A 22,800-nucleotide genomic window follows, 5' to 3' on the forward strand; every position below is an offset into this window, starting at 1 on the left:
TTTCACTATTTCAATGATTCTATAAAGAAAGCTCCCGAGCGATCGGGAGCTTTCTTTCACCGTTTTAACTATTCAGACTCAGGCAAAACGCCTGTATCTTCTTTTCATTATCACCGGAAGGCTTATCCTTGGGATCGATCAGTACAAGCTGAGCGTCAAATTCTTTAATATCCAAAAACTGTTTAAGCTTTTCGATCGCCTTGTTCGCTCCGCCGCCGGAACAACAAAGGAACGCAGCTACGGTCTTCCCTTTGAGCGCTTCACGATTCTCTTCGATAAAGGTTCTCAGCGGCGGCGTAAAGCTGCTTGCCCAGACAGGCGTTCCGAATATGATCCTGTCGAACTCACCGTCAAAGCGATAAGGCATCAGCGCGGGCTTGTCGCCCATCACGGCGCTTTTGCCGCCCCATAAAAACTTGCGGAAACCGGCAGTCGGATACGCCTTTTTCGGCTCGATACGAATCAGCTCGGCACTAGTTTGAGCAGCGATTTTTTCGGCGGTCAACTGTGTATTGCCACTCATAGAATAGTAAACAACTGCTGTTTTCATAACGAATCCTCCTCAGTATTACTCAGAAATAAAATAATTCTTCAAACTTTTTATCCAGCGCGATACAGAGAATCAGAGCCAGCTTGGCGGTCGGATTGAACTGCCCCGTCTCAATAGAGCTGATCGTGTTGCGAGATACGCCGACCATCTGCGCCAACTCCGACTGCGAGAGCTTCTGCTCCTTGCGAACGGCGGCAAGGTTATTTTTCAGAATCAACTCATTATCCATTACGCCATCACCCCGCAGAGCTGCAGAATCCAAATCACCAACATCATCAGTGCCAGTAAGCCCCACATAATGGTGACGAACAGCTCGTGCCGCTTGCGAAGTATAATATACTTGGTCAGAAAAGCGACAAATGCCATCGTAAAAAGAACAAAGTCCATACCGCGATTGACATATCCAAGAACAAAACCGTTAACCGTATCAACGAAAATAACCAGTAACACTGCGACAAAATAAGCAGTACGGGTTCCGCTCTTTTGCGCTTCAATGTCGGCATAATCCTTGCCTTTGTTCTCCGTTTGTGCTTTTTTCAAAATATCTTCTCTGTTCATAACAACATCTCCTTTTTCATTGTCATTCAACCATGAAAATCTCAGCCGAATGAATCAATTTTTGACAAGTTTACTTGTCATTTCTGATGTTGTCATTATAGCACTGCCAAGTTTACTTGTCAATACTTTTTGCAAAGTTTTCTTGTCAATTATCAAGTTTATTCCTGTTTTCATGCCTTTCTTGTGTTTTATCAACTTTCATGATATAATGACTGCAATAAAGAGGTGATATACCTATGAAAAGAATCCTTTCTCTCCTGTTCTGCGGACTGCTCCTGTTTTCCGCTTGCGTAACGGCTCATGCGGCGGAAAACGAGCCGCCGTATGAGGCGGTCATCTGTAACGATGATCCTGACCTTGCCGTAACAGGCGCCGTGCCTGAGCTATCCGACGAAGGCGCGACAGCGGTACCGAAGATCGAGATCGACACCGCCGACGGCAACGGCGCGACCCTGCAGAAGGAGGACGGCTACGTCAACGCGCAGATCAGCATCACTGATACAGACGGCAGCGCACTCAGCGGCACGGTACAGTTCAAGGTACGCGGCAACAGCACCGCTATCGCCTCCATCCCGAAGAAGGGCTTCACCTTCAAATTTGCGAAAAAGACCGATGTTCTCGGCATGGGGAAGGGGAAGAAATGGGCGCTGCTCGCAAACTGCTTCGACCCCACCCTTCTGCGCAACTATCTCATGTTTGACCTAGCCGAAAAACTCGGTCTGCCTTATGTATCCCGTCAAAAATTCGTTGAGCTGTGGCTCGACGGCTCCTACCGCGGCTGCTACACCGTCTACGAGCCCGTTCAGGCTGGCGGCGACAGGGTGGATATCGACACGGACGGCAACAAGGACTTTTTGCTCGAATACGAGGCGACCCGAAGTGAAGCCGACATCGTCTACATTAACATCAGCGGCGTGCGGTTCGCGGTCAGCGAGCCCGACCCGCCCGACAGTGACCAGACCGCCTACATCACGGGCGTCATGACGGATATCGTTACGACCCTGCGCTACGGTACACAGGAACAGATCCGCGAGAGGCTCGACATCGACTCATTTGCGAAATACTACCTGCTCAATGAGTACGCCAAGACCCTCGACTTCGGCATGTCGTCGGTATTCTTCTTCTACAAGGACGGCAAGCTATACGCGGGGCCTCCGTGGGACTATGACCTCGCCTTAGGCAACGCCAACGCGGATATCCAATCCACCGCCGCGAAGGAAGGCGCACGCTCGGACGGCATCATGCAGACGACAAAGAACCTGTACCGTTGGCTCTGTGATAAGGACTGGTTCATCGACGAGATTAAGCGCGTCTACGCTGCGCACTACGATGAGATCGCGTCGATCTCCGCCGACGGCGGTACGCTTGATACGCTGAGGAATGAATATCAGGCGTTATTCAACCGTAACTTCGGAATATGGAAGGTCAGCCGCTGGTGGCTGAATTACCAGAAGGTGCCGCTCGCGACCTACGAGGAGAACTATACCTTCCTCAAGAACTGGTGCGGCGATCGCAACGAATGGCTGAGAACCTACTACGGTCTGACCCCCTACACCTACGTCATCGGCGATACCGACGGAAACGGTGAAGTGGAGGCAGTAGACGTCACGCTGATCCAGCGATGTCTCTCGAACATCCCACCCACACCTGACAGCCGCGCGATCACCCGCGCATCGGTAACGGGAGAGGAACTCGACGTCATCGACGCAACCATGATCCAGCGATACCTTGCTCAGATCAGCACGCCCTACCCGATCGGTGAACAAAAGACCATCATGGTCTATCACTGACAGAAAGCCCCCTCGAGAGAGGGAGCTCGATCTATCTTGCATACAAAAAGGGGGTTGACTTCTTGAGTCGACCCCCTTCGATTATCCTCTATTGATTGTTCAAACCGGCAGAGAGCAGAGATATGCACCAATTACATAAGTGATGAGATTCGCAATAACAGCATAGAGTACTGCGAGCCACGGACGGTAGGTTTCCCGATACTCATACCGCTTGAAAGCAATCGCATATACCGTGCCTTCGACTGCCGCGACAGCAATCTCAAAAAAGGCGAACGGAAAACTCAGCAAGCCGTTGTATCGCAGCGGATTAATCAGTATCGTACTGACAGTCAGCAGGGCGAGGGTCACTATATTCGTAATTACAATCGTGAGGATGTGTCCCCGTTTTCGATAGCCGAAAATAAGTGCAATCAAAATCTCAACCACAAGATTGATACCGAGACAGAGAACAAATTTTACCGCAAGCCTCTCTTGATAATAAGGCGCATAACCCTTCACGGTAGGTTGGTATTCGCCGATGGTGTGACTATCCTGATCGTATCTTGCTGTCTGAACATCAGCGATCCTCTTGCCATCCATCGTCAAAAGGAAAACCTGTATATACTTATCCTTTATCAGTACATCCGTTTTCACCAGTAAATCGGAGTCGGGATAATACAGCGCGATCTTGAACGAATCATACGGATACTCCACATACGTTTCCCCGTCTGTCTTATTAAAGTGATCAAGCTCTACAATATAGCCATAGCCGTCCTGATCACCTGAGCTCTTCAGCTTGCGAATCGCCGCCTGTTCCGTTTTCGTATATTGATCTTCGTAACCTTTTCCATCGAACCACTCGCTATAATGCCTGAATCTATGAATGTTGCTGAGCACGATGACACAATAGTCGCCGTCATAGGGCCGGTCGAGCCTGATGATAATATCCGGAGTTACCGGAGCATTTGCCGATACCGAGATGGAACATAAAGACAGCATGATCACAGTCAAAAGGATCATACAAAAGCCTTTGGTAAAACGCTTAACCCTCATGATCAATCTCCATAAAGGATAACACACCCTGCATGACGATATGCAGGGTGTGATTCTATACATTGTTTAACTCTTGATTATTCGTCAGCCTTCGCTTCTTCGATGACCTTCTGGGCTACCTGAGCGGGAGCGTCCTCATAGCGCTCGAACTCAAAGCTGAAGGTGCCGCGGCCCTGGGTGCACTGGCGCATGAACACGGAGAAGTCAGCCATCTCAGCCATCGGGACCTCAGCCTCGACGATCTGCATGCCGCTCTCACCCGCGTTCATACCGAGAACACGACCGCGGCGCTTGTTGACCTCGCCCATGATATCGCCCATGTTAGCGTCCGGAACGTTCGCCTTCAAGGTACCGACCGGCTCCAGGAGAGCGGGCTTCGCCTGCGGGATACCCGCCTTGAACGCCAACTGAGCGGCGGTCTTGAACGCCATTTCGTTGGAGTCAACGGGATGGTACTTACCATCGTAGAGAGTCGCCTTGACGCCGACGACCGGGTAACCTGCCAGCGGGCCCTTCTTGATGGATTCCATCAGACCCTTTTCAACCGCGGGGAAGAACTGCTTCGGTACAGAACCGCCGACGACGGCGATCTCGAACTCCAGACCCTCGCTGTCGCAGGGCTCGAACTTGATCCAGACGTCACCGTACTGACCGGAACCGCCGGACTGCTTCTTATGCTTACCTTCTACGTCGGACTTGCCGCGAATGGTCTCGCGGTAAGCGACCTTAGGCTGCTTTAACTCAACCTCGACATTGAACTTCGCCTTCAGCTTGCTGACGACAACGTCCAGATGCTGCTCGCCCATACCGGAGAGCACCATTTCCTTGGTCTCGGGGTTGCTGACATACTTGATGGTGGGATCTTCCTCAGCCAGACGCGCCAGACCCTGAGCGACCTTATCCTCCTCGCCCTTCTTCTTCGGATATACCGCCATAGAGAAGGAAGGAGCGGGATAATCGATGCCGTCGAGGATGACCTTGCGGGTCGGGGAACAGAGGGTATCACCGGTATTGGCGGAGGTCAGCTTCGGGATCGCGCCGATATCGCCGGCGACGACAGCGGAGGCGTCCTCCTGCTTCTTACCGCGGACGGTGAGCACCTTGGTGATGCGCTCCTGGTTACCGGTGCGCATGTTGATCAGCGGCGCGTCGGTGGAGACCTTTCCGGAAACGACCTTGAAGTAGCTCAGCTTACCGACGAACGGGTCGGCAACGGTCTTGAAGATGATCGCAGCGGTAGCGCCCTGCTCGTTGCAGGCGATCTCTACGGGGTCGCCGTTGACATCGACAGCGGTCTCGCCGCCGTTATCGGCAGCGGTGGGAGCCAGCCATGTAATGCTGTTCAGGAACTGCTCGATACCGAAGGTGGTGGAAGCGTCGCCGCAGAACACGGGGCACAGAGAGCCGTCCTTGACGCCCTGAGATACGCCGGTGATAATCTCCTCGGGGGTGAACTCTTCCTCCATGAAGAACTTCTCCATCAATTCCTCAGAGGTCTCGGCTACGGCTTCCTTGATCGCCTCACGCAGACCCTCAAAGCGGTCGCCCATCTCGGGGATGATGGGGGTAGGCGTCACGTTGCCCTTCGCGTCATACTTATAAGCCTTATATTCGAGCAGGTTGATGTAGGTATTCGCCTGACCGTTCTCGATATGGGGAACGATTACAGGGCATACAGAGGGACCGAAGGTCGCCTTCAGATCCTCGAGAACGCGATAGAAGCGCGCATCCTCATCACAAACACCGTTGACGAAGAAGATCTTGGTCAGACCTTCCTTATCGGCAGCCTTGACTGCCTTCTCGGTACCGACGTTGACGCCGTCCTTGGCGGATACGACGATGACCGCGGTCTCGGCGGCACGATAGCCCTCATATACGCCGCCCTCAAAGTCAAACAGACCGGGGGTGTCAATGATATTGATCTTGGTATTCTTCCACTCCACGGGAGCCACGGCGGTAACGATCGATACCTTGCGGCGGATCTCCTCGGGATCATAGTCGAGCTGGGTGTTGCCGTCGGCGATCTTACCCAGACGGTCGCTCGCCTTGGAAAGATACAGCATCGCCTCGGCGACAGAGGTCTTGCCCGCGCCGGAGTGACCCGCCATAGCGATGTTTAAGATGTGTTTCGCGTCATACTGTTTCAATGTAAAAACTCCTTTCAAGAGTACTGAGTACAGATTTGCACTTGTCCGATTTCCGAACTACCATATCATTATATAACAAATTTGTAAACCATACAATAAAAAACATGCTCCGAAAGAGAAAATCCACTAAACATATAAAAACGGAGCGCAACTTTTGTGCAATTCGCTAAAAAGTTGCGCTGTTTCTTATGATATACTCCTGTATATTAAGGCAATAATCAAATTATTTTATCTCGGTGTACCGCGCAAAGGTCTCAAACGCCCTTCCATAATCACCGTTCGCGATATCAGATTCCATCGCGTCAAAGATTTCGTTGAGCGAATCATCCGGGAACATGGTTATAGCGGAGCCTGTAGTCGTAATATACATCTTTTTATCCTCGACGCCGATCAACAACATGATGCCGTCTGAATTGTCGCTGAAGCCGGAAAGATGGTTCTCATAATAATCAATCGAATAATCCTTGATATCCTTACCGCCCAGCGAGTTAGTTGTCACAACCGCCGTAACAAAATGATCATGGGAATAGGAGCGATCAAGCATCTGCGCAAGCCGCGCTTCTTCTTCGGTTGTGATCAGATCGGCAAAATCCGCTACGCTGGAATAGGGTACGGTCGAAGCGGATGACGTTGTAGTTTTTTCAGTCCGGTTCTGTACGATTATACCCATCCCAACCAGGAAGGCGAGTATCGACAAAACCATGATCACCACCGGCCATGGGTTCGATCGTTTCACGGGCTTTGAAGGGATATAACGTACCGCAGGCTGAACCGTTTGCGCTTTCCTGACAGGATGATCCGTCGATAAATAGAGGTTTTGCAGCGCATATGCAAGCTCCTGACAGCTCCGGAATCGCTGCTCGGGATAGAACGCGGTACATCGGCTGATTACCGCCGCCATATTCGGCGACATTCTGCCGTTCTCCTGAGGCGTACTGTTGTCCCATGGGGTAATGCCCGTAATCAGATATTTAATGGTCACGCCCAAGGCATAGATATCGGATCGAGCGTCGGTTCGTCCGTGATACTGCTCCGGCGGCGCAAAACCGCCCGTTCCCAGCGCAATCGTATCGTTCGCCTTATCAGGGTTGAAAACTCGGGCGGTACCAAAGTCGATGATCTTAAGGCTCCCGTCGTTCTTGAGTATCACGTTGGAGGGCTTCATATCACGGTATATGATCGGTGGTTGCTGTCCATGAAGATAACTAAGCGCCTCACACAACTGTATTGCCCATTCCCGGACGGTCTCCTCGGATTGAGGACCCTCCTGTGACAGGACGTCCTGCAGCGTGCGTCCTTCGATGTAATCCATCACCAGATACAGCGCCTCAGAATCCTCGATGATATCGACGATTCTCGGAAAGGCAGGGTAATCAAGATTTTTCATCATCTCCGCCTCGCTCTTAAGACCGTTAATGAACAACTCATTGTTATGTTCTCCGGTCTTGCAAATCTCCTTAACAGCCCAAAGATTGCCGAGGCGTATATTCTCAGCCAAATAGACCTTAGAGGTGCCGCCTTTACTGATATAACGTATCAGCCGATATCTGTCGTCGATCAAACTTCCGATCTCAGCCATTAACGACACTCTCCCTTCTCCTTGTATAAAAAAGTATATCATTCAGTCTGTAAAAAGTCAACGGAGTATCGTCAGGTACAGTGCCGCAGGTTATCGGGAAAAATTTTGTCAAATCTATTGACAACCGACGCGAAGCTCGCTATAATAGGTATGTGGGTTAGCTTGAGCTAACCATCTGCAATTATCTTCATAAAGGAGAATACACATGCCACTTACACTCGCAGCGCTCGGCGAAGAATATATCATCAAGCGAATCGGCGGAAACGCAGAGGTACGTACGCATCTGCAGAATCTGGGCTTTGTCCCCGGAGGCACCGTCACGGTCGTCAGCTCCATGGGCGGCAACCTGATCGTCAATGTAAAGGGCGCGCGCATCGCCGTCAGTAAAGAGATGGCGCAAAAGATCATGATATAATATCAAGAATCGGTGAAAGAAAACATGCGAGGCAAAGCCATAATGTTACTCACCGCTTTCCAATAAAAAGGAGGCAAAACACATGAAAACTCTTAGAGATGTCGCGATCGGCGGCTCCGCAAAGGTCAAAAAGCTCCACGGTGAGGGCGCCGTCAAACGCCGCATCATGGATATGGGTATCACCAAGGGCGTCGAGGTTACTGTGCAGAAGGTAGCGCCGCTGGGCGATCCGCTCGAGATCACCGTGCGCGGCTATCAGCTGTCCATCCGCAAGGCGGACGCAGCGATGGTTGAGGTGGAATAAGCGGTCTCCGCTTATTTTTTTGACAAACGATTAGCTTATGTTAACCGAATTAGCCTAAGCTTACATCTTATGAAATGAGGTAAGGAAATGAATCTGACAATTGCTTTAGCGGGTAACCCGAACAGCGGTAAAACCACTCTGTTTAACTCGCTGACAGGCTCCAACCAGTTCGTCGGTAACTGGCCGGGCGTTACGGTCGAAAAGAAGGAGGGTAAGCTCAAGAAGCACAGCGACGTGACCATCACGGACCTGCCGGGCATCTACTCGCTCTCCCCCTACACCATGGAGGAGGTCGTCGCGCGTAACTACCTGATCGAAGAACGCCCCGACGCGATCCTCAACATCGTCGACGGCACCAACCTCGAGCGCAATCTCTATTTGACGACGCAGCTGTGCGAGCTGGGCATCCCGGTCGTGGTCGCGATCAACATGATGGACGTCGTAGAGAAAAACGGCTACAAGATCAACACCGCCGAGCTCAGCCGCGCCTTAGGCTGCAAGGTCGTGGAGATCTCTGCCTTAAAGGGCAGCGGCGTTCTGGATGCGGCAGAAGCCGCCATCAAGGCAGCCGAAGACAAGAAACCCGTCCCGAAGCACCCCTTCGACGGTACCGTCGAGCACGCGATCGCTCATATCGAGGAAGCGTGCGTACACGATATGCCCGAGGAACAGCAGCGCTGGTACGCGGTCAAGATCTTTGAGCGCGACGACAAGGTGATCGAGAAGCTCGGCATCAGTGAACAGACCCGCGCTCATATCGAGAAGGATATCAAGGCGGTCGAGGATGAATACGACGACGACGCGGAGTCCATCATCACCAACGAACGCTACGTATATATCGGAAAAATCATCAACGGCGTTTATAAAAACAAGCAAAAGGGGCAGCTTTCGACCTCCGATAAGATCGACAAGGTCGTCACCAACCGCTGGCTGGGTCTGCCGATTTTCCTCGTCATCATGTTCCTCGTCTACTATATCTCGATGGTCACCGTCGGATCATGGGCGACCGACTGGGCGAACGACGGACTGTTCGGCGACGGCTGGCACCTCTTCGGTATCGGTACCGCTCAGGCGGAGGAGCAGGCTGACGCTGTCGGTGTTCTGGTCGGCTCGGCTGAAGCCTCCGGTAATGAAGCGATACTCGAGGCGCTCGACTTCGAAAGCGAGAGCTACGATCCCGCTAAGGCGGTATCGACCGTCAAGGACTTCGCGGCAGGCGTCAAGACCACCGACGAGTTCACCTTTGAGGTAGAGGACGAAGAGACCCTCGAGGTCAGCGAAGAGACCGTCACCGGCGAGGACGTCAAGTCAGCCGCCGAGATATTCGTCAAGAATGAGGGCAAGACCGACGATCCCGCCGAATTCGGCGTATGGGTACCCGGTATCCCGGTTCTGGTCGGCAGAGGACTCGACGCACTCAACACACCCACATGGCTGTCAAGTCTGATCCTCGACGGTATCATCGCGGGCGTCGGAGCAGTACTGGGCTTTGTACCCCAGTTGCTGGTATTGTTCCTCCTACTGGCGTTCCTCGAGGCGTGCGGCTACATGGCGCGTATCGCCTTTGTACTCGACCGTATCTTCCGCCGCTTCGGTCTCAGCGGTAAGTCCTTTATCCCGATCCTGATCGGTACCGGCTGCGGTATTCCCGGCATCATGGCGTCGCGTACAATCGAGAACGAGCGCGACCGACGCATGACCATCATGACCACCACCTTCATCCCCTGCGGCGCGAAGATCCCCTTCATCGCGATGATCGCGGGCGCGATCTTCGGCGGCTCGCCGTGGGTCAGCACCGGCGCATACTTCATCGGTATGGCGGCGATCATCTGCTCGGGTATCATGCTCAAGAAAACCAAACCCTTCGCGGGTGAACCCGCTCCCTTCGTTATGGAGCTGCCCACGTACCATATGCCGACTCTCGGCAACGTCCTGCGCTCGATGTGGGAGCGCGGCTGGTCGTTCATCAAGAAGGCGGGTACCATCATTCTGCTGTCCACCATCGTGCTGTGGTTCCTGAGCCGCTTCGGCTTTGTCGACGGTACATTCACGATGCTCGGTGAGGAAGAGATCGGAAACAGCATGCTCGCGGCGTTCGGCAACGCGATCGCATGGATCTTCGCTCCGCTCGGCTGGGGCAACTGGCAGGCGGCTGTCGCCTCGATCACCGGTCTGATCGCAAAGGAGAACATCGTCGCGACCATGGGTACGCTGTACGGCGGCGGTCAGCTCAACACATGGGCGGCTATCGCTCAGGTATTCACCGGCGTGACAGGTTTCTCGTTCCTGGTATTCAACCTGCTTTGCGCGCCGTGCTTTGCAGCGATGGGTGCGATCAAGCGTGAGATGAACTCCGGCAAGTGGACCGCCTTCGCGATCACTTACCAGTGCCTGTTCGCCTATGCTGTCGCCCTGTGCATCAACCAGATCGGCGGCGCGTTCACCGGTAATCTGAACGTGATCGGTCTGATCATCGCGATCCTGCTGATCGCGGGCATGATCTTCATGCTGTTCAAGCCCTACAAAGAGGCGGATAAGCTCACCAAGAAGGTCAAGATCAAGTGATCGGCTGAGAGTGTCAACAAGCTAAAGCGTCCTCAAAACAAAAATAAAAATGACGATTCAAAAAAGGAGATGACAAAATGCTTACATGGATCAGCGAGAATATCGGTACGATCTTTGTCTGTGCCGTACTGATCGCGATCGTCACGGCGATCATCGTCAGTATGGTCAGGAAGAAGAAGCAGGGCAAGTCGGTCGTGTGCAATTGCGGCAACTGCAAGACCTGCGCGATGTCAGGCTCCTGTCATAAATCTTCCTAATACATATCTATATTACATCAAGGCAGCCCGCGGAATCCCTCCGCAGGCTGCCTTTTTGGTTACAATTATATGACAAAACGCCTATTTTCTCTCCGTAAAGTTGACAAATGATATAAAAAAAGGTAAATTTATAGTGTATATTCTCATCTATATTATATCAAAGGAGTATTCGGATGAAACCAATCATAAAGCACGCGCTTTCCCTTTTGCTTTCTCTGGTCATGGCGGTCAGCGTCGCGACAGCCGCCGTACCCGCAGCCGAGTTTAATGGTACCGGGTCATCGTCAGCCGTGATCAACGTCAGCGCGGAAGATATCGAGACGCTGGGGCCGATCGAAGCGATCCAGAGCGCTCTGGACACGGCACGCGATAACGCGACCGAGAATGATCCCTACACGGTCGTCATCCCCGCCGGCACATACGGTCTGAACACCCTGCTGCGCATCTACGACAATACCACGCTCGATATGCGCGGCGTCACCCTCGTCCACGAGAGCGACACTAACATCATCAAGGTCGGCGCAAAGGATACCAACGAGGAGGGTCCCGAGGGCTACTGCTACCAAAACATCCACCTGGTCGGCGGCGTACTGGACGGTAACCAGGGCTCGAACACGCTGATCAAGGTTTTCCACGCGAAGAACTTCACCATGGACGGCGTAACCCTGTGCAACGACCACAACGCGCATATGATGGAGGTCGCGGGCGTAGACGGCATGACCATCCGCAACTGCACCTTCCGCGATCAGATCCTTGAGAAGGGCAACTTCGGCTATGAGGCGCTCCAGCTGGACGTCCTCTACCCCTTCCATATCTATGAGGCGCATGCCGAGGCGCTGAGCATGAAGAACGTGCTGATCGAGGGCTGTACCTTCGATAACGTCCCCCGCGGCATCGGATCCCACACCAATATCCTCAATAACCCGCACAGCGGCATCACCATCCGCAACAACTCCTTTACCAATATCAAGAGTATCGCCATCCAGGGCATGGGATGGTCGAACACCAATATCACCAACAACTACATCGACAACGCGCCCCGCGGCATCACGGTCTACTCCATCATGTACCGCGGCAACGGCACCTATCTCGCCTCCGACTTCTACAAGATCGGTCATGTCGAATCGGACAAGAACATCTCCGAGAAGTATATCGCTCCGGTGAACTCGAACATCAATATATGCTACAATGAGCTGCACAACATCGGCACACTCGACGATATCTATGCCTCCTACGAGAGCCACGGCATCGCCGTACTGGGCACCAACCTGACCGCTCTCTACCCCAAGAACACTTCCGACAGCTCCGCGGGACTGCCCGTAGGCGAATACTATAACGATACCGTCAACATCCGCGACAACTATATCGACGTCCGCGGTCACGGTATCCGCGTAGAGTACGGCAGGAACGTTGTCATCAAGGGCAACGAGCTCATCCACACGAAGAACACCGTCCATGCCTCCGCCTCCGGATACATGGGCATGCTGCTCAGATACAACTCCAAGTTCACCGCCGTGAACAACAACACCATTATCAAGCCCGAGACGGACGGCATCCAGCTGCGCTCGAGCACCGCGAGCAGCGTGAGCAACAACTATATCGAGAATACCGGCAAGTACGGTATCTGCTCCTATACCTGTACGCTCGGCAACGTGAACAATAACGACGTCAACACCACCGCCAATCAGGGTATCTGCCTGATGGAAAGCACCAAGGCGACCGCCGTCAGGAACAACCGCGTCAAAAAGACCGGCAAACACGGCATCTACTTCACCGCCAATACGAGCGCCGCTGACGTATCCGGCAACACGACCCTCAGCTGCGCCAACAACCTCACCTACTACAAGAGCTACAACCTCGTCAAGGCGGGCACCAATTACACTAAGTCCGCCACCCTCGAGAAGTTCAGCCTTGAGAAGGAAGGCGTCATCATGGGCGTAGGCACCGCCTTTATGCTGGTACCCGAGGTCTATCCCGTCAACGCCTTCTCCACCTTCACCTACAAGAGCGGCAATACCGATATCGTCACCGTCGACAAGTACGGAAGAATCAAGGCTGTCGGCACCGGCTCGACCACCGTTAAGGTGACCGCCAACACCGGCGGCTCAAAGAGCTATCCCGTCACCGTCGACAACAGCGGTACCGTCAAGATCATCGACACACAATCCATCGCGACCCCCGCCATCAGCTCCCTAACCGCCGTAACGAACGGAATAAAGCTCAAATGGAGCGCGGTAAGCGGCGCAAAGGGCTACCGCATATACCGTCTTGACGGAGCGGGATGGGTCGGACTGGGTAATGTCACAACGACCGAATATACCGATACGAACGTCGCCTTCGGCAACACCTATACCTACACGCTCAGATGCCTTGACGGGAACCATAATCCGATCAGCGACTATAATCATACCGGCTGGAAGATCGCCTACGGGCTGTCTACCCCGAAGATCACCTCCGCTGTATCCGCCGCCAACGGCGTCGTCGTAAGCTGGGGTAAGGTACCGGGCGCCTTCGCCTACCGCGTCTACTGTAAGAACGCGACAGGCTGGACAAATCTCGGCACCGTCACGACCACATCCTTCACCGATACCAAGATCAAGTCCGGCGAGACCCGCACCTATACCGTACGCTGCGTCGATAATAAGGGCGTATTCACCAGCGACTTTGACCGCACCGGCGTAAAGGGCAGCAGACCCGCCGCACCGAAGGTCAACAGCATCTCGAGCTCAATCGACGGCGTGCTGCTCAAGTGGAACGCGATCAGCGGCGTTTACGGCTACCGCATCTTTAAGAAGAACAGCGCCGGCAGCTGGGTACGACTCGGCACTACCACTGCGAACACCTTCACCGACACTGCCGCCGTCAGCGGTACGACCTACATCTATACCGTCCGCTGTATCGACAAGAATGACAGCTACATCAGCGACTTCAACCATACCGGCTTCAAGATCACCTATATCGCCGCACCGATAGTCAGCAATATCGTTGTCGTCAACAACGGTGTCACCCTGAGCTGGGGCGCTGTCAAGGGAGCGAGCAGCTACCGCGTCTTTTACAAGAACGCCTCGGGCGACTGGATCAGGCTCGCAAAGGTGACCGGTACCTCTTACACCGACACCGCGATCCAGCAGGGCGAGACCCGCGTCTACACCGTCCGCTGTATGAATGCGAAGGAGGCCTACATCAGCGATTTCGTCCACGACGGATTTACGGTGACCCGCTACGCGACGCCCGACTTCACGCTGACGAATGAAGCAACCGGCGTAAGGATCAGCTGGACTCCCGACAGCAACATCGACCGCTACCGCGTATATCTGCACAACGGCAAGAGCTGGACGGCACTCGATACGGTTTACGGCGACAGCTACCTCGATGAGAATGTCCGCGCAGGCGGCGCCTACACCTACACGGTACGCGGCATCGGCGCAAACGGCTACCCCGACAGCTTCGCGACCGGCCACCAAAGCCCGGGCAAGAAAATCACCTATCAGCCCGCCGTCATCCCGACCGGAACAGATGTAACCGAAGGATCGATCCCCGAAGAAACAACCGAATCATGATACACAAAGCCCGCGGCTCAATAAACCGCGGGCTGATTTTTTCATCAAATTCTATTATTAATACTAATCCTTGATAAAAAGATTTAATCAGATATTAGTGATATATTTCGGATAGCGCGACGGGAGACGCAGACAGGCTGGCGCCTGTCAAGGAGGATAAAGGTTTTTATTAAGGATTAGTATAAATATAGCGGATCTCCGCGCCGAAGGGAGCTAGGGAGAGCTTCGCAAGCTTAAAGAACTGCAAGCCAAAGGGGATACCAATGATGGTAACGCACCACAGCAGTCCGAGCGTCGCGTTTAGCATCGCCATCAAAAATCCGCCGAAGAGGAACCACAGCACGTTGACAAGGAACGAAACTGCGCCGCCTGCGTAGACGATCTCCTTACCGAACGGAAAGAAGGACATACCCGACAGCTTGAAGCACTGGAGCCCGATCGGGATACCGATGATCGTGACGCACCACAGAAGCCCCGTCAAACACCAGGCAAGTCCGCTGAGAATCCCGCCGAAGAGGAACCATATAACATTACCGATCGTACGCACCTCATACACCGCCTTTACTTCTGTGTCTGAGATAGAACATCAGCGCCGTACCCATCAGGGCATGACCGTACTCCGCGTTACCGAAGGAGCGGATCACCTCATCGACGGGCTTGAGCTCATAGGTCAACAGCTCATCATCATCGAGAGCCTGTTCTCCTGTCGGCTGTAAATCCTCCGCCAGATAGACGTGGTAACGGTTCTTGAACAGCGCCGGATTCGGGTAGACGGTACCCAGATGAATCAGACTGTTCGCCTTGAAGCCCGTTTCCTCATAGAGCTCTCTCGCCGCCGCCTGAGCGGGGTCTTCACCCGCGTCCGCGACGCCGCCGGGGAACTCTACGCTGATCGCCTCTGCCGCGTGCCGCCACTGGCGCACGGTCACGAAGCAGCCTTTGTACTCGGCGATCACCATGACCCAGTCGGGCGCGTCCATCGCGATATAATCGCCCTCGAGTCCGTTCGGCGAAACCTCATGCTGTTCGTTGACGTCGAACACCGGCGTATGCAGGAGCATACGGCTGTCGGTCGTCGTCCATTTCAGCTGTTCATCCTTCACCGTGAACGCCCCTTTCGCTTATCTGCGTACTCCATATCAAAGCCGCATTGTTCACAGTAATAATACTGCCTTCTCCTCGCCTTTCTGCCCATGGAGCCGCCGATCAGACTCAGCGGTCCTAGCAGCAGAATACCGATCGACGCCTGCTTGACGCTGAAGCCCTTGTGGCTCTTAGGGTCAACGGGCGCCCAAGTAAATTTATTTCCGCATCGAGGACACTTATCGGGGGCTTCGGTCAATTTTCTTCGTTTCTTCATCCGTATCACCTCAGGGCTGTACGAGCTTCAGGATCGCGTCATACTCATTTTTATCACAAGTGAAGGTATGCATATAGCTGTCAACGGGCGATGTCAGGAATAGGATCATGCCGTTGTCCTGTACGGTATAATCACCCAACCATGCGGTCTCCGAATCCAAAGTCGTACTGAAGTTTAAATGTATCAGATTAGCCGACGGCTCGGGGGTTTCACTCTCCCCGGTACACAAGCCGCGTATATAATCAAAAAGCTGCTGCGCCTCTTCCCCCTCAATCAAAAAATCCTGTTCGCCGTTGACAGAGCCTGCGCACTTGATGCCCGTAATGTCTTGACGGTTCACGTCGATTTGCGTTCCGCCCGCCGTAGTGAGCAACACAGTATCGGACTGACATCCGGTCAGTACAACTGCCATCAGTATCAGCGCCGTCAAAAGGCAGACTATCCGTTTCTTCATTCATACCTCCGTTATTTCTTCTTTACTTCGTAAGTATTGCGCTCAATCATAATGTCATAGTTCAGCTTGCTGCCGTCGGGCGCTTCCAATACAAACGCCGCCTGACCGCTGTGCGTCAGCTCGGCATGTACCAGATAATCCTCGGTGGCTTCTTCATAGCGGATCGAAAGATCACCGTGGGAGTCGCTGTCCCAATAGACCTTATAGCTGTCGTCAAAGGTCGTCGCAGCGGTCTCTCCCCCGCTCGACAAAATATCAGTGATGTAAACAGGGGGCTTGACGAAATTGTACACCGTCCCGCCGACGATCATCAGACCGCTGATGATCAGCGCGGCGAGCTTCACCCGCTTATCGGAAAAGATACAGAGCGAATAAAGTACCAACGAACCCGCGCAGAAGATCACGCTGTACAGGTGGAACGGGAACGAGAACAGCATCTGTCCGAAGTATAGGTTATAATGAAATCCGACCAGAAGCAGCATCAGCGCGAGGATGATCAGTCCCCACGGACGATCCTTCTTCATATAATAGCCGATAAAACCCATCGGAAGGGTCAGGATCGTCCACAAGATCCAGTTGCGGTAGTACTGCATGACCGACCACCCGAGGAAGGGTACTTCGACCAGATAGATCAGCGGCTGGCTGATCAGGAAGAACACAAAGCATTTAAGCGCTGAATCGACGTTGCTCTTTGAGTTCATGATAATTAGAATACCGAACAGTACCCAGCGGTCAAAAAATATCGCCGGATCACGCAGGGAGGTGTCATACAAGAACGGCACCTGATTGATCAAACCGGTATATACGCCGATCGCTACAGCGAAGATGATCAGCTTCGGCCATGTCAGATTGATACCGCCGAAGAGCTTTTTGAGCACTTTCATGAGGCTTTCTCCTTTGAGTTTTTAGGAGTGATTTTCTTGAAGATCACCCGCTGGATCAGCGAGGCGAGATATGCCGCGACCATGAACGGGATCATGAACAAGAGATAGTTGCGGTACACATGACCGCTGTAGAACGAGGTAGTCGCGTAGACCTTTCTGCCGATGCTCGTCGCAATGTAGATCTCGAGCGAAAACCCGCCGAAGAACGCCATCAGCTTATCGAGCTTGAGCTTGGAGAGGGTCACGAACGCCTGCGCCATCACGAAGGTCAGAGCGATACCCGTCAGCGAACCGTAATAGCGGTAGTAAAAGCCGTGCAGAGTCGAGCCGCCGTACAGCGGGACACCCAGCCCGATCACCACCATGCACACGATCAAAAACAGCGGCGAAAACCTGCGCTTCTCTTTAACGAGCCTGCCCATATACATGCCGATGATGAACACCGTCAAGCGTGGCAGAATCTTATCGAAGTTATCCCACGCGACCGGGAACAGCCGATACACGGCGTAGGTCAGCCCTACCGTCACGAGCGCGAGGAGCACCGTGCGGAGCAGGGCGAAGCGCTCCTTATAATGGATGAAGCGGTAGATCAGGGGAGAAAGCAGATAAAACGCGATGATCGACGGCACATACCAGAAGACGATCGGGTCGTCCTCGCCTGTCCAGTAATTCACCGCCAACGCCGCCTTGAAGAACAAGCCGACCTGATGACTCGCGATCAGGCACATATAGAAGATATACGGTACAGCGAGCAGCAGATACGGCAGATAGATCCTCAGCAGCCGCCTGAGGTAGAAGCTTCCGAGCCGCGGCTTCTTAGACAGCGAGAAATACAGTCCGATACCCGACAGCAAAACGAAGATATCGACGCCGATGTTGCCCATCGACAGGACCTCGGCGATCAGCTTGCCCGATTCGCCGAAATGCACCTTACCCAGCGCCATGCCGTGGAACAGTACGATCCACAGTGCCGACAAACCATAGATGGCGTTGCGGTATGTGCTCAGCGACGAGAAGCAAAGCTCATCGCGCCTGAGAGATTGTTCCTCCACTCGGATCCTCCCTTTCCGTTTACATAATCTAATTCATTATACATCAAAGAATGTTGTTTGTCTATGAAAAAAGCCCCGAAAGACTCACTTTCGGGGAACATTTACAATTGATTCATTCCTTCGGCTCTTTGGCATCACGGCTGCTGCCTTCCCACGACTCGCGGAACATCATCGCGCCCGCGATCAGGAGGAGCGCAACCGAGATCCAGATCGTGCGGATACCGAGCCATCCCGACAGCATGCCGCCGACGCCCGCGCCAATCGCAAATATCAGGATAATGCCGAAGAAGTGCAGGGCTTTATACAAAGCGGGTTTCTCATGCGTGCGCATAAACTGCGAGAGGCTCTCAGTACCGCTGCGGAGATTGCCGATGCACATGGTACTCGCGTAGCCGAAGCCGTGTACCTTGCGGAAGGTCTGCACCTGCATCGCACAGGTGAACGAGACCAGCATATTTGCGACCATATGGTACTCCCGCGGCATAAAGCCGACCGCCGCGAGCACGAACGCCTCGATCAGGATAACGATCTGGCGCCAATGGATACGGTTCTTCTCCTTGAAGAAATGCTCGATCCTCTCGGCGGCGAAGATACCAAGCGCGAACGACAGCAGCGGCAGCATATACCGCAGACCGCCCGCGGGATCGCCGGACATGAAGTTCTGGCTCATCAGGACAACGTTGCCCGTCTGGGCATTGGCAAAAACGCCGTCCCTGACATTATACGTGTAGGCGTCCTGCAGTCCTCCCGAGAAGGACAGCACGGCGCTCAGCCGAAAGCTCTCCGATGTCTGCATATAAAGCCACCTCGCTTTTTATCATAATCCATCATACCTGTCACTTCGCTTTCTGCTAATATACTACCACAACCGACGCGATTAATCAATCTGCTGAACGTATAAAAGCTCCCCGAAAGCCTCGCTCTCGGAGAGCAGTGTATTGATTGATTTCCTTATCCGGACGTTTCGTGATCGAGTTTGGTAAACGTCAGACTTATAACCCCTCATATAATGACTGTTTATACTAATCCTTGATAAAAAGATTTAATCAGATATTAGTGATATATTTCGGATAGCGCGACGGGAGACGCAGACAGGCTGGCGCCTGTCACTTCCGAACCGGATATGCCTACCGAGTACAGCGAACGACGACGACAACAAAGCTATACGAAATATAGCGCAATAGATGATAAAGGTTTTTATTAAGGATTAGTATTATACCGGCCGCTTAAAACACAGCCGATACTAATATCGTTCATAACGTCGCCGCCCGATATAAAAAAGAATATCAAATCATTTCTTTCTATGAATAGCTCCGCGCTTTTTTACGTAAGGCTTTCATTAATTCAAATCTTTTATCACCTTACCGATGTCGGCGTTGATACAAATCGACTGATCGGCGATTTCATCGGGGCAGTAGCTCTCGCCGAGATTTACACAGATATATGCGGCGTTCTCGTTCTGCGCCGTCAGCTGCCAGAACGGATATTTTATGATGACGGGGGTATTTCCGCCTACACCCAGTTCAAGATAAACGATGAGTTTATTCTTATTCTCGGCAATGAAATCATTATACCTTCCAGCCGCTTTGTGCCAACCCGTATCCTCGACGAATTTATCATCTGAGCGAAGATTCATTGTCATCGGTTTGCCGCAGACAGGACAACGCGGGATCAACTCCGACGGAATTCTCATATCCTTTTGCTGCTCAATCATCGCAATGACCGTATCATGGTTGTCATAGGTCTTATCGTGACAGGGAACAGAGCACTGAAACAAACCGTAATCGCCCTGCGTATAAAACAGCCTGTTCTTATCAAAGCCTGAAAGCTGGAATTGGTGATCGACGTTCGTAGTCAGGACAAAGTAGTTTTTATTTGAAACCAACTTTAACAGATCATCATATACGGGCTTGGGCGCTTTTTCATAGCGATTGATCAAGATTGAACGACTCCAATATGCCCAGAACACCTCCGGGGGATACCTCATCACCATAAAGCCGCCCGAGTACATATCGGTAATGCCGTATCTCTCGGAAAAGTCGGAAAAATAGCGGTAAAAACGCTCGCCCGAATAGGTAAATCCCGCAGAAGTTGACAGCCCTGCCCCCGCGCCGATTACTACCGCGTCGGCGTTATTGAGCTTTTCTTTGACTTGCTCAATTTGTTGAGAGTAATTCCCGGTAAATTTGTTTATCTGATTTTTTGATAACATTGAATATCACCTCGATCTCATGTTCTTTCTGATACATCCCTGTTTCTCCTGCCCTGTGAGAACTTGGGATTGAAGAATGTGGAATCATCGTCCTCGATCTTATACTGATCAGTTCTATTATACACCGAAATGCCCGAATGTCCATCATAATCTGATGATTCTCCGTAAACATTCGCGTCTTGATCGAGAAAGTATTGATAGGCGCTCTGCTTGAACTGAACGCCGATACTGTCGCCTTTATGAGTGATTCTTGATTTTCTGGCGTAGATGGCTGCCTTACGGTCGTCGTCCGCAAAAGAGATCCTGTTTTTCTTCGATAACTCTCCTCCATGTGCGGGGCAGATACAAACCTGCCCTACTTGAATTCTTTATGCGGCAATCGGTAATTGAAATTCCTTTCTGCCTAGCTTCCAAAATGAACGAGAAATCCATCAGCCTGTTCAAAAAACTAATGAAACCCTTTTTCGCAAAGGGTTGCTTATCTCACTTTTCAGGGAAAACTGCCCGTTGTTTTTTTCCGAATACCGATTTATAATATAAGCAAGATAAGAAACTAAAGTTGCTAAAATTAATTTCAAGAAATACAGGAGGACAATATGAAGAGTTTAGTAATTTATTATTCCAGACGCGGACAGAACTATGTTAACGGTTCTGTCAAAAACCTTGTCAAAGGTAACGCCGAAATTATCACAGAATTTATTAAAGACGCCGTTGACGCCGATGTGTTCGAGGTTGATACCGTCAAGCCGTATGACAAGGATTATATGGTTTGTATTGAGGAAGCAAAAGCGGAGCTGAGAGCAAAGGCTCGTCCCGAACTCAAAGAAATGCTCAACGATATTTCGGAGTACGACAACATCTTCATCGTCGGTCCCAACTGGTGGGGTATCTATCCGATGGCATTATACACCCAGCTCGAGGCCCTTGACTTCACCGGCAAGACCGTCCACTATGTCGTCACGCATGAGGGCTCGGCTCTCGGCGGCGTGCCGAAAACCATATCTGCATCCTGCAAGGGCGCGAAGATCGGCGCAAGCCTCGCCGTTCACGGCGGCAGCGCTTCCGGCTCGGAAAAACAGGTAACAGATTGGGCGACAAAAGCTGTTAGATAATTTGAAGAAAATATAAAGGAGAATGACCGATGGAAACTATTAAACTCAACAACGGAATCGAATGTCCCGTAATCGGGATCGGAACCTTTATGCTCAAGCCCGCGGACGCACAGAACAGCGTGCGCGAGGCGCTGAAGATGGGCTACTCGCTGGTCGATACGGCGAACGCTTATGTCAACGAGCGCGCGGTGGGTCGCGGCATTAAAGAGAGCGGTCTCAAAAGAGAAGAAGTATTCATCTCCACCAAGCTTTGGCCCAGTGAATACGAGAACGAGAATGCGGTCGATGAAACGCTCGAACGCCTCGGCGTTAATTATGTCGATCTGCTCTATATCCACCAGCCGGCAGGCAACTGGCTCGCAGGCTACCGTCAGCTTGAAAAGGCGTACAAGGAGGGCAAGGCGAAGTCGATCGGTATCTCAAACTTTGAGGGCAAATACATCGACGAATTACAGCACAAATGGGAGATCGCACCCCAGTTTATTCAGGTGGAGGCGCACCCGTATTTTACTCAAAAGGAGCTCAGAAAAACCCTTGACAAGTACGACATCAAGCTGATGAGCTGGTATCCGCTCGGTCACGGCGACAAGAGCCTGATGGAAGAGCCGATCTTTGTCAAGCTCGGTGAAAAGTACGGCAAGTCACCCGCTCAGGTCATCCTCCGCTGGCACACGCAGATGGGTTTTGTCGTTATCCCCGGTAGTAAGAATGTTGCGCACATCAAAGATAACCTCGACATTCTCGACTTTACGCTCACCGATGATGAGATGAATGAGATCGCAAAGCTCGATAAGGATACGCGCTACTACCACCGTACCGACGAACAGCTAAACAGCTTCGCGGCATGGCGTCCCGAATTTGAAAGAGTATAACAACAAGGCGTGACGGAATTTCCGCCGCGCCTTTTTGAAAAACGCTTGAAAGATAATTCGGGATTTGTTATTATGTAACTATCGTTGCGATACGGAG

At 52.3% G+C, this 22,800-nt stretch carries 22 protein-coding genes; 8 read left to right on the forward strand and 14 right to left on the reverse strand.

What is annotated here, in order from left to right; all coding sequences use genetic code 11:
- Positions 1-64: 64 nt before the first annotated feature.
- From R2I50_RS00545 to R2I50_RS00555, 3 genes are read right to left on the reverse strand one after another with little or no spacing between them, the layout of a single operon-like run.
- Complete coding sequence (locus R2I50_RS00545) at positions 65-550, reverse strand: flavodoxin (protein ID WP_316607107.1); 486 nt, start codon at positions 548-550, stop codon at positions 65-67.
- A 22-nt stretch (positions 551-572) separates the two neighbouring features.
- The gene (locus tag R2I50_RS00550) at positions 573-779 is read right to left on the reverse strand and encodes a helix-turn-helix transcriptional regulator (RefSeq protein WP_201428744.1); all 207 of its coding nucleotides are present in this window, start codon (positions 777-779) and stop codon (positions 573-575) included.
- On the reverse strand, positions 779-1,108 hold the full coding sequence (locus R2I50_RS00555) for a DUF6442 family protein (RefSeq protein WP_201428743.1): 330 nt from the start codon (positions 1,106-1,108) through the stop codon (positions 779-781). The genes R2I50_RS00550 and R2I50_RS00555 overlap by 1 nt, the downstream gene beginning before the upstream one ends.
- Positions 1,109-1,344: 236 nt before the next feature.
- Between R2I50_RS00555 and R2I50_RS00560 the strand changes: the two genes are divergently transcribed.
- Positions 1,345-2,898 (forward strand): CotH kinase family protein, encoded by a 1,554-nt coding sequence (locus R2I50_RS00560; RefSeq protein WP_316607108.1) that lies wholly within the window; start codon positions 1,345-1,347, stop codon positions 2,896-2,898.
- Between the two features lie 99 nt (positions 2,899-2,997).
- Here the strand turns inward: R2I50_RS00560 and R2I50_RS00565 are convergent, their stop codons facing one another.
- The 3 genes from R2I50_RS00565 to R2I50_RS00575 form a co-directional block, all read right to left on the reverse strand.
- Positions 2,998-3,888 (reverse strand): hypothetical protein, encoded by an 891-nt coding sequence (locus R2I50_RS00565; protein ID WP_316607109.1) that lies wholly within the window; start codon positions 3,886-3,888, stop codon positions 2,998-3,000.
- Positions 3,889-4,007: 119 nt separating this feature from the next.
- Entirely contained in the window at positions 4,008-6,077 is a 2,070-nt protein-coding gene (locus tag R2I50_RS00570) for a translation factor GTPase family protein (RefSeq protein ID WP_201428741.1), read from the reverse strand.
- Between the two features lie 223 nt (positions 6,078-6,300).
- Entirely contained in the window at positions 6,301-7,656 is a 1,356-nt protein-coding gene (locus R2I50_RS00575) for a serine/threonine-protein kinase (RefSeq protein WP_316607110.1), read from the reverse strand.
- Positions 7,657-7,861: 205 nt separating this feature from the next.
- On the opposite strand from R2I50_RS00575, the gene R2I50_RS00580 reads away from it, so the two are divergent.
- From R2I50_RS00580 to R2I50_RS00600, 5 genes are all read left to right on the forward strand, one after another.
- On the forward strand, positions 7,862-8,071 hold the full coding sequence (locus R2I50_RS00580) for a FeoA family protein (protein WP_316607112.1): 210 nt from the start codon (positions 7,862-7,864) through the stop codon (positions 8,069-8,071).
- A gap of 82 nt (positions 8,072-8,153) precedes the next feature.
- Positions 8,154-8,375: a FeoA family protein gene (locus tag R2I50_RS00585; protein ID WP_201428738.1), complete on the forward strand. Its 222-nt coding sequence runs from the start codon at positions 8,154-8,156 to the stop codon at positions 8,373-8,375.
- A gap of 87 nt (positions 8,376-8,462) precedes the next feature.
- On the forward strand, positions 8,463-10,940 hold the full coding sequence (locus R2I50_RS00590) for a ferrous iron transporter B (RefSeq protein WP_316607113.1): 2,478 nt from the start codon (positions 8,463-8,465) through the stop codon (positions 10,938-10,940).
- Between the two features lie 77 nt (positions 10,941-11,017).
- The gene (locus tag R2I50_RS00595; RefSeq protein WP_201428736.1) at positions 11,018-11,197 is read left to right on the forward strand and encodes a FeoB-associated Cys-rich membrane protein; all 180 of its coding nucleotides are present in this window, start codon (positions 11,018-11,020) and stop codon (positions 11,195-11,197) included.
- A 173-nt stretch (positions 11,198-11,370) separates the two neighbouring features.
- The gene (locus R2I50_RS00600) at positions 11,371-14,757 is read left to right on the forward strand and encodes a right-handed parallel beta-helix repeat-containing protein (RefSeq protein WP_316607114.1); all 3,387 of its coding nucleotides are present in this window, start codon (positions 11,371-11,373) and stop codon (positions 14,755-14,757) included.
- 169 nt (positions 14,758-14,926) lie between these two features.
- Here R2I50_RS00600 and R2I50_RS00605 read toward each other — a convergent pair whose 3' ends face one another.
- The 8 genes from R2I50_RS00605 to R2I50_RS00640 form a co-directional block, all read right to left on the reverse strand.
- Positions 14,927-15,304: a YccF domain-containing protein gene (locus R2I50_RS00605; RefSeq protein WP_316607115.1), complete on the reverse strand. Its 378-nt coding sequence runs from the start codon at positions 15,302-15,304 to the stop codon at positions 14,927-14,929.
- A gap of 1 nt (position 15,305) precedes the next feature.
- Positions 15,306-15,860 carry an NUDIX hydrolase gene (locus R2I50_RS00610; RefSeq protein WP_316607116.1) on the reverse strand — a complete coding sequence of 185 codons (555 nt, stop codon included), beginning with the start codon at positions 15,858-15,860 and terminating at the stop codon, positions 15,306-15,308.
- On the reverse strand, positions 15,857-16,117 hold the full coding sequence (locus R2I50_RS00615) for a hypothetical protein (RefSeq protein ID WP_316607117.1): 261 nt from the start codon (positions 16,115-16,117) through the stop codon (positions 15,857-15,859). The genes R2I50_RS00610 and R2I50_RS00615 overlap by 4 nt, the downstream gene beginning before the upstream one ends.
- Before the next feature lie 10 nt (positions 16,118-16,127).
- Positions 16,128-16,571 carry a hypothetical protein gene (locus R2I50_RS00620; protein ID WP_316607118.1) on the reverse strand — a complete coding sequence of 148 codons (444 nt, stop codon included), beginning with the start codon at positions 16,569-16,571 and terminating at the stop codon, positions 16,128-16,130.
- An 11-nt stretch (positions 16,572-16,582) separates the two neighbouring features.
- Positions 16,583-17,455 (reverse strand): hypothetical protein, encoded by an 873-nt coding sequence (locus R2I50_RS00625; protein WP_316607119.1) that lies wholly within the window; start codon positions 17,453-17,455, stop codon positions 16,583-16,585.
- A complete protein-coding gene (locus tag R2I50_RS00630) occupies positions 17,452-18,507 on the reverse strand; it encodes an acyltransferase (protein ID WP_316607120.1) in 1,056 nt (351 codons plus the stop codon). Before R2I50_RS00630 ends, R2I50_RS00625 begins: the two co-directional genes overlap by 4 nt.
- A 112-nt stretch (positions 18,508-18,619) precedes the next feature.
- A complete protein-coding gene (locus R2I50_RS00635) occupies positions 18,620-19,303 on the reverse strand; it encodes a YoaK family protein (RefSeq protein ID WP_316607121.1) in 684 nt (227 codons plus the stop codon).
- A gap of 543 nt (positions 19,304-19,846) precedes the next feature.
- Positions 19,847-20,719 carry a Sir2 silent information regulator family NAD-dependent deacetylase gene (locus R2I50_RS00640; protein ID WP_316607123.1) on the reverse strand — a complete coding sequence of 291 codons (873 nt, stop codon included), beginning with the start codon at positions 20,717-20,719 and terminating at the stop codon, positions 19,847-19,849.
- Positions 20,720-21,315: 596 nt separating this feature from the next.
- On the opposite strand from R2I50_RS00640, the gene R2I50_RS00645 reads away from it, so the two are divergent.
- Positions 21,316-21,831: a flavodoxin gene (locus tag R2I50_RS00645; protein ID WP_316607124.1), complete on the forward strand. Its 516-nt coding sequence runs from the start codon at positions 21,316-21,318 to the stop codon at positions 21,829-21,831.
- Positions 21,832-21,860: 29 nt separating this feature from the next.
- Complete coding sequence (locus R2I50_RS00650) at positions 21,861-22,703, forward strand: aldo/keto reductase (protein ID WP_316607125.1); 843 nt, start codon at positions 21,861-21,863, stop codon at positions 22,701-22,703.
- Positions 22,704-22,800 lie beyond the last annotated feature (97 nt).

The sequence above is a fragment of the uncultured Ruminococcus sp. genome (assembly GCA_902785355.1).
Classification (GTDB): Bacteria; Bacillota; Clostridia; order Oscillospirales; family Acutalibacteraceae; genus Ruminococcoides.